General features: G+C 67.5%; 13 protein-coding genes. 7 read left to right on the forward strand and 6 right to left on the reverse strand.

Features of this window, described 5'->3' with window-relative positions; translation table 11 throughout:
- The first annotated feature begins 32 nt into the window (after positions 1-32).
- Complete coding sequence (locus tag G6N66_RS10645; protein ID WP_085232568.1) at positions 33-1,436, forward strand: WS/DGAT/MGAT family O-acyltransferase; 1,404 nt, start codon at positions 33-35, stop codon at positions 1,434-1,436.
- Here the strand turns inward: G6N66_RS10645 and G6N66_RS10650 are convergent.
- The 4 genes from G6N66_RS10650 to G6N66_RS10665 all read right to left on the reverse strand — a co-directional run bounded on the left by G6N66_RS10650 (position 1,414) and on the right by G6N66_RS10665 (position 5,729).
- Positions 1,414-2,688, reverse strand: coding sequence for an alpha/beta hydrolase (locus G6N66_RS10650; protein ID WP_085232569.1), 1,275 nt, complete (start codon positions 2,686-2,688; stop codon positions 1,414-1,416). The genes G6N66_RS10645 and G6N66_RS10650 overlap by 23 nt on opposite strands.
- Positions 2,688-4,325 carry an acyl-CoA ligase FadD12 gene (fadD12, locus tag G6N66_RS10655; protein WP_085232595.1) on the reverse strand — a complete coding sequence of 546 codons (1,638 nt, stop codon included), beginning with the start codon at positions 4,323-4,325 and terminating at the stop codon, positions 2,688-2,690. Before fadD12 ends, G6N66_RS10650 begins: the two co-directional genes overlap by 1 nt.
- 3 nt (positions 4,326-4,328) lie before the next feature.
- Positions 4,329-5,072: a lysophospholipid acyltransferase family protein gene (locus G6N66_RS10660; RefSeq protein ID WP_276013619.1), complete on the reverse strand. Its 744-nt coding sequence runs from the start codon at positions 5,070-5,072 to the stop codon at positions 4,329-4,331.
- A gap of 165 nt (positions 5,073-5,237) precedes the next feature.
- Complete coding sequence (locus G6N66_RS10665) at positions 5,238-5,729, reverse strand: hypothetical protein (protein ID WP_085232571.1); 492 nt, start codon at positions 5,727-5,729, stop codon at positions 5,238-5,240.
- Between the two features lie 291 nt (positions 5,730-6,020).
- Here G6N66_RS10665 and G6N66_RS10670 point away from each other — a divergent pair, with 291 nt between their 5' ends.
- From G6N66_RS10670 to G6N66_RS10680, 3 genes are all read left to right on the forward strand, one after another.
- Entirely contained in the window at positions 6,021-6,440 is a 420-nt protein-coding gene (locus tag G6N66_RS10670; protein WP_139825160.1) for a hypothetical protein, read from the forward strand.
- Positions 6,441-6,576: 136 nt separating this feature from the next.
- Positions 6,577-8,337 (forward strand): DUF3556 domain-containing protein, encoded by a 1,761-nt coding sequence (locus G6N66_RS10675; protein ID WP_085232572.1) that lies wholly within the window; start codon positions 6,577-6,579, stop codon positions 8,335-8,337.
- Complete coding sequence (locus G6N66_RS10680) at positions 8,334-9,758, forward strand: phytoene desaturase family protein (protein WP_085232573.1); 1,425 nt, start codon at positions 8,334-8,336, stop codon at positions 9,756-9,758. Before G6N66_RS10675 ends, G6N66_RS10680 begins: the two co-directional genes overlap by 4 nt.
- A gap of 3 nt (positions 9,759-9,761) precedes the next feature.
- Here G6N66_RS10680 and G6N66_RS30370 read toward each other — a convergent pair whose 3' ends face one another.
- On the reverse strand, positions 9,762-10,202 hold the full coding sequence (locus tag G6N66_RS30370; protein WP_163645811.1) for a hypothetical protein: 441 nt from the start codon (positions 10,200-10,202) through the stop codon (positions 9,762-9,764).
- Positions 10,203-10,243: 41 nt separating this feature from the next.
- Complete coding sequence (locus G6N66_RS30375) at positions 10,244-10,561, reverse strand: hypothetical protein (protein WP_163645812.1); 318 nt, start codon at positions 10,559-10,561, stop codon at positions 10,244-10,246.
- 543 nt (positions 10,562-11,104) lie between these two features.
- Here G6N66_RS30375 and gap point away from each other — a divergent pair.
- The 3 genes from gap to tpiA are packed head-to-tail and all read left to right on the forward strand — an operon-like array spanning position 11,105 to position 14,144.
- Positions 11,105-12,124, forward strand: a complete 1,020-nt coding sequence (gap, locus tag G6N66_RS10695; RefSeq protein ID WP_085232575.1) for a type I glyceraldehyde-3-phosphate dehydrogenase — start codon at positions 11,105-11,107, stop codon at positions 12,122-12,124.
- A gap of 2 nt (positions 12,125-12,126) precedes the next feature.
- A complete protein-coding gene (locus tag G6N66_RS10700) occupies positions 12,127-13,362 on the forward strand; it encodes a phosphoglycerate kinase (RefSeq protein WP_085232576.1) in 1,236 nt (411 codons plus the stop codon).
- Complete coding sequence (gene tpiA / locus G6N66_RS10705; protein ID WP_085232577.1) at positions 13,359-14,144, forward strand: triose-phosphate isomerase; 786 nt, start codon at positions 13,359-13,361, stop codon at positions 14,142-14,144. Before G6N66_RS10700 ends, tpiA begins: the two co-directional genes overlap by 4 nt.
- The last annotated feature ends 8 nt before the right edge of the window (positions 14,145-14,152 follow it).

Raw genomic sequence — 14,152 nt, forward strand, 5'->3', positions numbered from 1 at the left:
CGGCAACGGGGGGAAGGGGCTACGGTTTCCGCATGAAGCGGCTTTCGAGTGTCGATGCGGCGTTTTGGTCCGCCGAAACCGCGGGCTGGCATATGCATGTCGGCGCGCTGGCGATCTGCGATCTCACCGACGCTCCGGAATACAGCTTCCAGCGGCTGCGCGAAATCATGATCGAGCGTTTGCCGGAACTGCCGCAGCTGCGCTGGCGCGTCACCGGCGCCCGGCTGGGGCTGGATCGGCCCTGGTTCGTCGAGGACGAAGACCTCGACATCGACTTCCACATGCGGCGCATCGCGGTCCCCGCGCCGGGCGGACGGAAAGAGGTCGACGAACTCGTGGGCCGGCTGATGTCCTACAAGCTGGACCGCTCCCGGCCGCTGTGGGAGCTGTGGGTGATCGAGAACGTCAAGGGCAACCGCGTCGCCACGCTGACCAAGATGCACCACGCCATCGTCGACGGGGTGTCCGGTGCCGGGCTGGCCGAAATCATGCTGGACGTCACGCCCGAACCGCGTCCGCCGCAGGAGCACACGGTGGGATCGCTGGTCGGATTCCAGCTGCCCGGCTTCGAACGGCGCGCGCTGGGTGCGCTGTACAACGTCGTCGTCAAGACCCCGTTTCGGATCACCCGGCTGCTGGAACAGACGGTGCGCCAACAGGTTGCGGCGCTCGGCGTCAGCAGCAAGCCGCCGGGCTACTTCGAGGCGCCCAAGACGCGGTTCAACGCGCCGGTCTCGCCGCATCGCCGCATCACGGGTAGCCGCGTGGACCTGGAGCGGGCCAAGGCCGTCAAGGATGCCTTCGGCGTCAAGCTCAACGATGTGGTGCTCGCGCTGGTGGCCGGTGCCGCCCGCGAGTACCTGCAAAAGCACGACGAGCTGCCGGCCAAACCATTGATCGCGCAGATCCCGGTGTCGACGCGCACCGACGAAAGCCACGGCGAGGTCGGCAACAGGATCAGCTCCATGACCGCCTCGTTGGCCACCGACATCGAGGACCCGGCCGAGCGGCTCAAGGCCATCCACGAGAGCACGCAGAGCGCAAAGGGCATGGCCAAGGCGCTTTCGGCGCATCAGATCATGGGCCTCACCGAGACCACGCCGCCCGGGCTGCTGCAGCTGGCCGCCCGGGCCTACACGGCTTCCGGCCTGTCGCGCAACCTGGCGCCGCTCAACCTGGTGGTGTCCAATGTTCCCGGCCCGCCGCTGCCGCTGTACATGGCCGGCGCCAAGCTCGAGTCGCTGGTGCCGCTGGGGCCGCCGGTGATGGACATCGCGCTGAACATCACCTGCTTCTCCTACGAGAAGAACCTGGACTTCGGCTTTGTCACCACGCCGGAAGTCGCCAACGACATCGACGTCATGGCGCGCGCCGTGGAACCGGCGCTGACCGAACTCGAGATCGCCGCCGGACTCATCGAGCCGGCGGGTTCGTGACGTATACCCACGACAGAAAGCGGGCGACCGCCTCGGCGACCTTATGCGCCCGCGGCGAATCGAAGATGTCGAAAGCGTGCTGGGCGTAAGGCAATTCGGCGTAGGCCACCGGTGACTTGGAGACCGCCCGCAGCTCTCGGACGAAGTTGCGCCCTTCCACTACCGGGATGAGCGAGTCGTCCTGGCCGTGCAGCACGAAGAACGGCGGCGCGTCGGCACTGACCTGACGGATCGGCGAAGCATCGACATAGATGTCCCGGTTCTTGCTGAATCTCCGCTTCACTACGAACATTTCGAGCAACCTGACGAACTGCCGACGGCCCGGGCCCTCGGTGGAGAACCAGTCGTAGTGTCCGTACATCGGAACGGCGGCCACCACCGAGGTGTCGGCGTCTTCGAAGCCCGGCTGAAATTTGGGGTCGTTGGGGGTCAGGGCCGCCAACGCCGACAGGTGGCCGCCGGCGGACCCGCCGGTGATCGCGACGAAGTCGGGGTCGCCGCCGTAGCGCGCGATGTTCTCTTTCACCCAGGCCAAGGCGCGCTTGACGTCGACGATGTGGTCGGGCCAGGTGTGCAGCGGGGAAACCCGATACCCGATCGACACGCATATCCAGCCGCGGGCGGCCAGGTGGCCCATCAACGGATAGGCCTGCGGGCGACGCATCCCGATCACCCACGCGCCGCCGGGCACCTGCAGCAGCACCGGCGCCTTGCCGTCACGCGGCAGGTCGCGCCGGCGCCAGATGTCGGCCCGGTTGGCGCGCCCGTGCGGGCCGTAGGAGACGACGTTGGTCTTGTCGACATACAGTCGGCGTGACATGTAGGTGCGCATCGGCAGATTGCGCCGACCCCTGCGCGTCGGCTGGCTGGGCAGCTTGCTGAGTTCGTCGGCGTAGTCGGCTCCGAGCTCTTCGGTCAGCCCGGCCTCCAGCACCGGGCCCGGGGTGGTCGCACCGAGGTATCGGATCGCGCCCAGCACCGCCCACGACGCGGCCGTCAGGGCCAGTGCCGCCTTCCCTTTCGGTCCGGCGAAATCGCCGCGACGGCCTCGGCGCACCGCATCCAGCACGGAGGCGGCGAGGTAAAGCTGCGGCACCTCCGATGTCGGCCAGCCGGACCAGAATTCGTACACGGAGACGTACGGGTTGCGGCTGATTGGGTGCAATCCGTTGGCGGCGTTGAGCAGTTCTAACGCGGCGCGCGTCAGCGGCCGGGGCTTTCTGATCTGGCGCCACAATCGTTGGTATCGCATCAACCGGTCACCCTGGCCTTAAGTTCGTTGCGCAGCACCTTGCCGGTGCTGCCGCGGGGAAGTTCGTCGACAACCACTATCTCGCGCGGCACCTTGTAGTTGGCCAGGTTGTCCCGGACGTGCTGCTTGAGGGCAGCGGGCGTGGCGGACCCGCCGGGTTCGAGCACCACGAACGCGGCGAGGCGCTGGCCGTACTGCTCATCGTCGACGCCGATCACCGCGGCTTCGGCCACCTCGGGGTGCGACGCCAGCATCTTCTCCACCTCGATCGGGTAGACGTTCTCACCGCCCGACACGATCATCTCGTCGTCGCGGCCCACCACGAACAGTCGACCGGCCTCGTCGAGGTAGCCGACGTCGCCGGAGGACATGAAGCCGGCATGAAAGTCTTTGGTGGCACCGGTGGTGTAGCCGTCGAATTGAGTGTCGTTGCGGACGTAGATGCTGCCGACCTCCCCGGTCGGGACCTCGTTGAATTCGGGGTCCAGGATGCGGATTTCGGTGCCGCCGGCGGGTCGGCCCGCGGTGTCGGGGGCCGCGCGCAGGTCGGCCGGCGTCGCGGTGGCGATCATGCCCGCCTCAGTGGCGTTGTAGTTGTTGTAGATCACGTCGCCGAACTGGTCCATGAACGCGATGACGACATCGGGCCGCATCCGCGAGCCCGACGCCGCCGCGAAGCGCAATGAGCGTCCGCTGTAACGGTTTCGAACCTCGGCGGGCAGGTCCATGATCCGGTCGAACATCACCGGAACCACCGCAAGGCCCGTCGCGCGGTGGCGGTCGATCAGATCCAGGGTGGCTTCCGGGTCGAACTTGCGCCGAGTCACCACGGTGCAGGCCATCGACGCGGCGAAGATCAGCTGCGAGAAGCCCCACGCGTGGAACATCGGCGCGACGATCACGATCGTTTCCTCGGCCCGCCACGGTGTGCGGTCCAGGATCGCCTTGAGCGTGCCGATGCCGGCGCCGCCGCCAGATTGCTTGGCGCCCTTGGGAGATCCGGTAGTGCCGGAGGTCAGCAGGATCATCCTGCCCTTGACGGGCGCGGCGCCGGTGCGCTCGGGCCGCTGACCGGTGTGGCCGGCGATCAGCTTCTCGACGGTCAGCTCGTGCGGCGTGTCAGTCCAGGCCAGGATGCGAGTGGCGTCGGGTTTGTCGGCCAGCGCGCGGTCCACCGTCTCGGTGAACTCCTCGTCGTAGATGACGGCCTCGACGGCTTCACGGTTGACCACGTCGGCCATCGCGGGGCCGGCGAACGACGTGTTGAGCAGCACGACGTCGGAGCCGATCCGGCTGGACGCCACCACGGCCTCGACGAAACCGCGGTGATTGCGGCACATCACGCCGATCACCTTCGGCTGACCGGTCGGTAGCCGTTGTAACGCCGACGCCAGCGCGTTGATCCGCTCGTCGAGCTGGCACCAGGTCAGCGTGCCCAGTTCGTCGATAAGCGCGGGACGGTGCGGGCAGCGCTGCGCCGCACTCGCGAAGCCGACGGTCATGCCCATGCCTTCGCGCCGCATCGCGGCCGCCATCTTCAGGTAGCGGTCGGGGCGCATCGGCGCGATCATGCCCGCGCGCGCCAGCGTGCCGACGATGCCGAGCGCTCGTCCGATCCGACCTGGTGCAGGAGCCATCACTCAGCCGAGTATCGGGAAACGGCGTTGGCGGGCAAGCTCTTTGAGGCGCCGTTGCATCACCGACCGGACGTGCTCGTCGACCTCGTCGACGTCGGGGTCCTCGCCGAATCGGGCGGTGATGTCGATCGGTTCCAGCACCTGCGTCACGATCTTGGTGGGCAGCGGCAGGTTGGGCGGGACCGCCGCGCTGAACCCGAACGGAAATCCGAACGACAGCGGCAGAATGTCGCTGCGCAGCAAGCGTTTTAAGCCCAGCCGGCGCGCCAGCCACGTGCCGCGCGACAGGTAGAGCTGCGTTTCCTGTCCGCCGATGGATACCGCGGGCACGATCGGCACACCGGCTTCGATCGCGGTGCGGACGTATCCCTTGCGCCCGTTGAAGTCGATCTCGTTCTGCGCCAGCGTGGGTCGGTATGCGTCGTAGTCGCCGCCGGGGAACACGATCACCACGCCGCCGGAGCGCAAAGCTTTGGCGGCGTTGGCGCGGTCGGCCCGGATGTAGCCGGTACGCCTGAAGAATGGTCCGGTGGGACCCATGAACAGGATGTCGTGGCTGAGCGTGTAGACCGGCCGGTCATAGCCGAACTTGTCGTAGAAGTCGACGCTGAAGATCGGCACGTCCATCGGGAACATGCCGCCGGAGTGGTTGCCGACCACCAGCGCCCCGCCGGGCGGGAAGCAATCCAGGCCGCGCACCTCGGACCGGAAGTAGCTCTTCAGGATCGGGCGCAGCACGCCGATCATGCGTTGGGTCAAGCCGGGATCGAATTTGGCTATGTCACCAGCGTCGCCGGCGTCTTCCGTGTCGCTGTCGGTCACCAGGCTCCCTAACGGCTTCGCGGCGGCTTTGGACGCACCCCAGTGCGGCGTGGACGTGTTCGATGGTAACCAGCGCGCCCGGGCCGCCGGTTAGGAGTCGTCCTCGCGCCAGATGCACACGCCGTGCAGTGTCATGGTGGCCATGTCGGGGACCACCGTGAAATCCAGTGTGTTGTCGCCGGTGGTCGCCTGCGTCGCCGGTGCCCCGCCCGCGATGTGGGTTTGTTCCTCCGCGCAGTCGGCGCCCCGTTCGTAGCCGGTCCACCTGGTGCCCTCCACGACATCATTCCTGGTCAATGTCGCGGCCGGCCCGTAGGTAAACCAGGCGACTGCGGGCCGTTGGATGTCGTCGCGGTGCTGCCACACGAACACCGGGATGCCTTTGACGCACTCCAGGACTTCGTGTTGCGGTGAGAACGTTTGCACGCCGTCCATCACTCCGGCCGATCCGCCGCACGCGACGCCGGGTTCCGGGACGACCGGGTCGGCGTGTGCGACCGGCGCAAGCAGGGCCGCTGCGGCGAACCCTGCGGTGAACCCTGCAGTGAACGTTGTGAAGGCCACGTTCACACTGCGTTTCATGGTCGGTGATGATAACCGGGCCCGCCGATCGACGGCTAGTGCTTCGAGCAAATCTATAGGGACGGCAATTGCCCTGCAAGACCGCCCTTTCTACATTGCTAGGGCTACGCGGTATCCCGTGCTGACGCGGGTGTGCGGCCTGCGCGGCGGACCGTTGGCGTTTGCTGGTTGGTCATTCGCCGTTCGCATGAAGCGAGGTTTTGAACGCAGGCGTGGACGCAGCTTTTGCCGGCCGCGCGGGTGCGCTATCGTTCTTTCCGCCGCGCACCCGACCCCCCTGAAAGAGGCAATATGACGCCCGCCCCGACTGAAGCCCACCGGTCGCAGGGTGCCCGAGTCGCCGCCGAGCGCAGGTTGAACGGCACGTTCGATCGGAATGCCTCTTCGCCCCGTCTGGGCACGCCCCACGCTCGGGCAGTCCCTGTCCCGCAAGGGAAGTCGTCGTCGCCGAACCCGGCCGCCACGCCCGACGATCGGCAGGCCGAGTACTTCCTGCGGCTGCTCATCCAGAGCCGCCAGGCGATTGAGCAGCGGATCGATGCCCATCAGAAGGCCATCGCGGCCGCCGAAGCTTGCGGCAACCTCCACGACGTCCGCCGCCATCGGCAGCTGACCCTGACGGCGGAACAGGACCGCCGCACCGTCGCGGACCTCATCGACAACCTGGGGAGGCGATTCCGGGTTCCGCCGCGCGTGCGGCCCGTGCGCTAGCGGGAACGGGTGCTGCCGCAGCATTTTTCGCGGCGCGCTTCCGGTGACCCGGTCCGTGCGATCAATTCGCCGACCGGGCGCGATACATTGAATCGGCCAACCGGTTTCTCACCTGGAATCTGGAAACGAGGCCGCCATGGGATTCATGTCACCCGTACTTCCGGATGTCGACCACGACACCTGGCCCACCTTGCCCCGGGCGAAGCGACTGCAGGTGGTGAGCCGGCACTGGGCCGAGCACGGATTCGGGACGCCGTACGCGGTCTATCTGCTGTACCTGATCAAGATCGCCCTCTACGTCGCCGTCCCCGCCGCGATCATCTCGCTCACCCCCGGCCTGGGCGGCCTGAGCCGGATCGCCGACTGGTGGACACAGCCGATCGTGCACCAGAAGTTCATTATCTTCACGCTGCTGTTCGAGGTCACCGGGTTCGGCTGCGGATCGGGTCCGCTCACCGGACGATTCATCCCGCCGATCGGCGGCTTCCTTTATTGGTTGCGGCCCAAGACAATTCGGCTTCCGGCATGGCCGGACCAGGTCCCGTTCACCCGCGGTGATTCCCGGACCGTCGTTGATGTCGTCCTGTATGCCGTCGTCTTGATCAGCGGGGTATGGGCGCTGGGGTCAGGTGGCACGGGCGGGCCGGTCACCGAGGCCGGCGACGTGGGCGTGATCGACCCCGTGCTGGTCATCCCGACGATCGTCGCCCTGGCGCTGTTGGGTTTGCGTGACAAGACCATCTTCCTGGCCGCGCGCGGCGAGCACTACTGGCTGAAGCTGTTCGTGTTCTTCTTCCCGTTCATTCCCGACCAGGTGGCGGCCTTCAAGATCGTCATGCTGTTCCTGTGGTGGGGGGCGGCGACGTCGAAGCTCAACCACCATTTCCCGTACGTCGTGGCGGTGATGACGAGTAACAACGCGCTGCTGCGCAGCAAGCTGTTTACTCCGGTCAAGCACATGCTCTACCTGGATCCCGTGAACGACCTGCGCCCCTCCCTGTTGCCGAAACTGATGGCCCACGTCGGCGGCACCACGGCGGAATTCCTGGTGCCGACCGTGCTGGTCTTCGTCGCCGGCGATCAACCGTGGCGGTGGTTCCTGATCGGTTTCATGGTGCTCTTCCACCTCAACATCCTGTCGAACCTGCCGATGGGAGTTCCGTTGGAGTGGAACGTCTTTTTCATCTTCTCGCTGTTTTATCTGTTCGGGCATTACGGTGCGATTCGCGCCGTCGACCTTCGGTCACCGCTGCTGCTGGCCCTGCTGATCGCCGCGGTCGCGGTCGCGATCCTGGGAAACCTGTTCCCCGAAAAGATTTCGTTTCTGCCGGCGATGCGCTACTACGCGGGTAACTGGGCCACCAGCGTGTGGTGCTTCCGGGCGGGCGTCGAGGACAAGATCGAAGCCGACATCGTGAAAAGCTCTGCGCTGGTTATTAATCAGCTGACCAAGCTCTACGGACGGGCGACCGCCGAGATGATGTCCGACAAGGTCGCGGCGTTCCGCGCGATGCACACGCACGGCAGGGCCCTCAACGGATTGTTGCCCCGCGCGATCCCCAACGAGGCCGACTACAGCGTGCGCGAGGGCGAGGTGGTCGCCGGACCCCTGGTCGGCTGGAACTTCGGCGAAGGCCACCTGCACAACGAGCAGTTACTCGAAGCGGTGCAGTGGCGCTGCCACTTCGAGGATGGCGACCTGCGCGTCATCGTCCTTGAGGGTCAACCGATTCAGACGCAGCGGCAGTGGTATCGCATCCTGGACGCCAAGACCGGCTTGATCGAGGCGGGCTACGTCCACGTCAAGGACATGCTGAGCCGCCAGCCGTGGCCCGAGCCTGGTGACGAGTTCCCCGTCCACGTCACCAGGACCCGCGCCGCACGCGGGGCCCGTTGACCAACGCGGTCGTCGTGGGCGCCGGGCCCAATGGCCTGGCCGCGGCGATTCATCTGGCGCGCAACGGTATCGACGTGCAGGTGCTGGAGGCGCGCGACACGATCGGCGGGGGAGCGCGCTCGGGTGAGCTGACGGTGCCCGGGCTCATCCACGACCACTGCTCGGCGGCTCATCCCATGGGTGTCGGTTCGCCGTTCTGGAAGGAGATCGACCTGCAGCGCCACGGGCTGGTCTGGAAATGGCCGGAGGTCGACTGCGCGCACCCGCTCGACGACGGGACCGCCGGCGTGCTGTACCGGTCGGTCGATCAGACGGCCGCGGGCATGGGACCCGACCGAACGCGCTGGCGGCTGGCCGTCGGTGACCTGGCGGCCGGATTCGACCAGCTGGCACAGGATTTGCTTCGTCCGGTGATCAACGTTCCGCGCCACCCGCTCCGCCTCGCGGCGTTCGGTCCGCGCGCCCTGCTGCCGGCCACGATGATGGCCCGCTGGTTTCGTACCGAGCAGGCACGCGGCATTCTCGGCGGAGCGGCCGCGCACATGTTCACCCGGCTGGATCGGCCGCTCACCGCGGCGCTCGGCCTGATGTTCCTGGCCGGCGGGCACCGCTACGGCTGGCCGGTCGCCGAGGGCGGCTCCGGGTCGATCATCGCGGCCCTGGCCGCCGCGCTGAACGCGCACGGCGGCGCCATCACCACCGGGGTGACGGTCACCAGCCGGCGCGACATCCCGGCTGCCGACATTGTCATGCTCGACCTGAGTCCCGCGGCGGCGCTGTCGATCTACGGCGACGCCATGCCCGCGCGGATTAAGCGGTCCTATCAGCGCTACCGCGAGGGATCCTCGGCGTTCAAGGTTGACTTCGCCATCGAGGGCGACATCCCGTGGACGAATCCCGACTGTGCCCGCGCGGGCACGGTCCATCTCGGCGGGACGTTCGCCGAGACCGCGGACACCGAACGTCAACGCGCACAAGGGATTATGGTGCGACGTCCCTTCGTGCTCGTCGGCCAGCAGTACCTGGCCGATCCGTCCCGCTCGGCGGGCAACATCAACCCGATCTGGTCCTACGCGCACGTGCCGTTCGGCTACGATGGCGACGCCACCGGCGCCGTCGTCGATCAGATCGAGCGCTTCGCGCCGGGGTTCCGCGACCGCGTGATCGCGACCGTGAGCAAGAGCACCGCCGAGCTAGCCGCCTACAACCCCAACAACATCGGCGGCGACATCATCGGCGGAGCCAACGACGGGTTGCAGTTCCCCTTCCGGCCGCGGGTGGCGCTGAACCCTTATGCCACCGGCGTGCCGGGCGTCTACCTGTGCTCGCAGTCCACGCCGCCGGGCGCGGGCATCCACGGGCTGTGCGGATATCACGCCGCCGCATCGGCTTTGCGGTGGCTGCGCAGGCGACGCGACTGAGCGTCAGTGCGCCCCGGCGGGGCCGGCCGGAATCGGCTGTCCGGGCGTGGGCGCACCGGTCGGGGGCGGACCCGTCGGCGCATCCTTGGCGCCGATCCCACCGGACATGTCGGTGATGGGCGCGGCGGCCGGCGCGGCGCCCACGCCGGCACCGGCCAGCACCGGCACGCCCGCCGGTCCGAGCGCGATCAGCGGAGCGCCGACGGGCACCGGTGCGCCGACGGGGATGGGTGCACCGACGGGGATGGGTGCGCCGACCGGGATGGGTGCGCCGACCGGGATGGGTGCGCCGACGGGGATGGGTGCGCCGACCGGGATGGGTGCGCCGACGGGGATGGGTGCGCCGACCGGGATGGGTGCGCCGACCGGGATGGGTGCGCCGACCGGGATGGGTGCGCCGCCCGCGACCGGCCCGGGCACCACGACCGGAACCACACCAGCCATGGGGGTCACCGGCGCGCCGGCGCCACATACCTCGCCGGCAGTCACCGGACCGCCGGGGCCCGCCGGCCCGCCCGCGCCCGCTGGTCCGCCCGCGCCCGCTGGTCCGCCTGGGCCCGCGGCACCGCCGCCGGCTCCGCCTGCGCCGCCGGGTCCACCGGCGCCTGAGGGGTACGTGCACCGGCACGTCGCGGCGGGGCTTCCGGCAGTCGGCGCTCCAGCTGCGGCGCCGGATGGGCCGCCGGCCGCGGGCACGCCTCCGGCCGCCGCGCCCCCTGCGGCACCCGCTGCTCCAGCGGCTCCCGGTCCTCCCGGTCCTCCGACCGCCGGCGCTCCCGCTTCGCCCGACATCCCTTGGACACAGGCAACCGCGCCGCCGGTCTTTATCGGGGGTGCAGCCGCCGCGTCGGGGCTCAACGCTATAGCGGCGCCGCACAAACCCGCGATGCCAACTACCTTGATGCTGAACCGATCAAAGGCCCTCATCAACGCCGCTCCTTCAACTCTTCCGCGATCAGCCGTGCCGCAGTCGTGTCGAATGTATGGCTGGTGGTTTCTATTGCACGTGCGACAGTTCGGCGCTTATAGAACCGATACAAAGGAGACATGCGCCGGTTACCGCCGCCTGAGCTGCTGTATCCGCGATCACACGGGCCCGACGCTGTGGCGCTTACCACATTCGAAGTTTCACCCGCGCGAACGTCGGGTATTCACTTAGGCTTACGAACTAGAAGGGCATCGGCGGGCTGCTACAAGCGCCCATCGATGCCCTTCAACCACTTCTGCCCCTATTTTTGGGCACTCGCGAGACGGCCGAGCGACGGTCGGTTGCTACTGATCTAGGCTGATCACGAGCAGTTCATCAGCCAGCGGCAAAAACCCCAGAAAGAACGAGGGAGAGACGAGTGACGGTCCGGGTAGGCATCAACGGCTTCGGTCGCATCGGACGTAACTTCTACCGGGCGTTATTGGCTCAGCAGGAGCAGGGCGCCGCGGACATCGAAGTGATCGCCGTCAACGACATCACTGACAACAGCACGCTGGCGCACCTGCTCAAATTCGACTCGATCCTGGGCCGGCTGCCCCACGACGTGAGCCTGGAAGGCGAGGACACCATCGTCGTCGGTCCGGCGAAAATCAAGGCACTCGAGGTCCGCGAGGGGCCGGCGGCACTGCCGTGGGGCGACCTCGGCGTCGACGTGGTAGTCGAATCCACCGGCCTGTTCACCAACGCGGCCAAGGCCAAGGGGCATCTCGACGCCGGCGCCAAGAAGGTGATCATCTCCGCGCCCGCCACCGACGAGGACATCACGATCGTGCTGGGCGTCAACGACGACAAGTACGACGGCAGCCAGAACATCATCTCCAACGCCTCGTGCACCACGAACTGTCTCGCCCCGGTGGCCAAGGTGCTCGACGACGAGTTCGGCATCGTCCGGGGCCTGATGACCACCATCCACGCCTACACCCAGGACCAGAACCTGCAGGACGGGCCGCACAAGGACCTGCGCCGCGCCCGCGCCGCCGCGCTGAACATCGTGCCCACCTCCACCGGCGCCGCCAAGGCCATCGGGCTGGTGCTGCCGCACCTCAAGGGCAAGCTCGACGGTTACGCGCTGCGGGTGCCGATTCCCACCGGGTCGGTGACCGACCTCACCGCGGAGTTGTCCAAGTCGGCCACCGCCGAGCAGATCAACGCCGCGATGAAGGCCGCCGCCGAAGGCCCGATGAAGGGCGTCCTCAAGTACTACGACGCGCCGATCGTCTCCAGCGACATTGTCACCGATCCGCACAGCTCGATCTTCGACTCCGGTCTGACCAAGGTGATCGACAACCAGGCCAAGATCGTGTCGTGGTACGACAACGAATGGGGCTACTCCAACCGCCTCGTTGACCTGGTGGCGCTGGTCGGCAAGTCGCTCTAATCGTGGCCGTTCATACCCTCAAGGAGCTTCTGTCGCAGGGTGTTTCGGGCCGCGGCGTGTTGGTCCGCTCGGACCTGAACGTCCCGCTTGACGACGCCGGCAGCATCACCGACGCTGGCCGCATCACGGCATCGGTGCCTACCTTGAAGGCGCTCCTGGACGGCGGGGCAAGGGTGGTGGTCACCGCGCACCTGGGGCGTCCCAAAGATGGCCCCGCCCCCAAGTATTCGTTGGCGCCGGTCGCCGCCGCGCTGAGTGAGCAACTGGGACAACACGTTCAGCTGGCCGGTGACGTCGTCGGCACCGACGCGCTGGCCCGCGCCGAAGGGTTGACCGACGGCGACATTCTGCTGCTGGAAAACATCCGCTTCGACCCCCGCGAAACCAGCAAGGACGACTCCGAGCGGCTTGCCCTGGCCCGCCAGCTTGCCGAATTAGTCTCGCCCGGAGGAGCTTTCGTTTCTGACGGCTTCGGCGTGGTGCACCGCAAGCAGGCCTCGGTGTACGACGTCGCCGCACTCTTGCCGCACTACGCGGGCACCTTGGTCGCCGACGAGATACGGGTGCTGGAACAGCTGACCAGTTCCACCGAGCGGCCCTACGCCGTCGTGCTCGGCGGATCGAAGGTGTCCGACAAGCTCGGGGTGATCGAGTCGCTGGCGACCAAGGCCGACAGCATCGTCATCGGCGGCGGCATGTGCTTCACCTTCCTTGCCGCACAGGGGTATTCGGTGGGCAAATCACTGCTCGAAGAGCACATGATCGAGACCTGCCGCAACCTGCTGGACACCTACGCCGACGTGCTGCGGCTCCCGGGCGACATCGTGGTGACCGAGAACTTCGCCGCCGACTCGCCGCCACAGTTCGTGGCCGCCAACGCGATTCCCGACGGGCTGATGGGTCTGGACATCGGCCCGGGCTCGGTGAAGCGGTTCGCCGCGTTGCTGGCCAACGCCAAGACCATCTTCTGGAACGGGCCGATGGGTGTGTTCGAGTTCCCGGCCTATGCGGCCGGCACCCAAGGTGTCGCCGAGGCGATCGTCGCGGCGACCGGCAAGGGCGCGTTCAGTGTCGTCGGTGGCGGCGACTCCGCCGCCGCGGTCCGCGCGCTGAAAATCCCGGAGGACGCGTTTTCGCACATCTCCACCGGCGGCGGGGCATCGCTGGAATACCTTGAGGGCAAAACGCTGCCGGGCATCGAGGTGCTCGGCCGCGAACAACCAGAAGGAGACGCGTGAGCCGCAAACCGCTGATCGCCGGCAACTGGAAGATGAACCTCAACCACTTCGAGGCGATCGCGCTGGTGCAAAAGATCGCGTTCGCGTTGCCGGACAAGTACTACGACAAGGTCGACGTCACGGTCCTGCCGCCATTCACCAACCTGCGCAGCGTGCAGACCCTCGTCGACGGCGACAAGCTGCGGTTGACCTATGGCGCTCAAGACCTTTCGCAGCACGAGTCCGGCGCCTACACCGGTGACATCAGCGGTGCGTTCCTGTCCAAGCTAGGCTGCAGCTTCGTCGTCGTCGGGCACTCCGAGCGGCGCACCTACCACAACGAGGACGACGCGCTGGTGGCCGCCAAGGCCGCCGCCGCCCTCAAGCACGAGCTGACTCCCATCATCTGCATCGGCGAGCACCTCGAGGTCCGCGAGGCCGGCGAGCACGTCAGCCACTGCGAGCAACAGCTGCGTGGCTCGCTGGCCGGGTTGTCGGCCGAGCAGATCGGCAACGTCGTCATCGCCTACGAGCCGGTCTGGGCGATCGGAACCGGACGGGTGGCCAGTGCGTCGGACGCTCAGGAGGTGTGCGGGGCAATCCGCACGGGGCTGGCGTCCCTGTCCTCGCCGAAGATCGCCGACACCGTCCGGGTGCTCTACGGCGGCTCGGTGAACGCGAAAAACGTCGGCGAGATCGTCGCCCAGGACGACGTCGACGGCGGCTTGGTCGGGGGAGCGTCGCTGGACGGCGAGGAGTTCGCCACGCTGGCGGCCATCGCCGCCGGTGGGCCGCTCCCGTGATGCCGGCG

The organism is Mycobacterium conspicuum, assembly GCF_010730195.1.
Taxonomy (GTDB): Bacteria; Actinomycetota; Actinomycetes; order Mycobacteriales; family Mycobacteriaceae; genus Mycobacterium; species Mycobacterium conspicuum.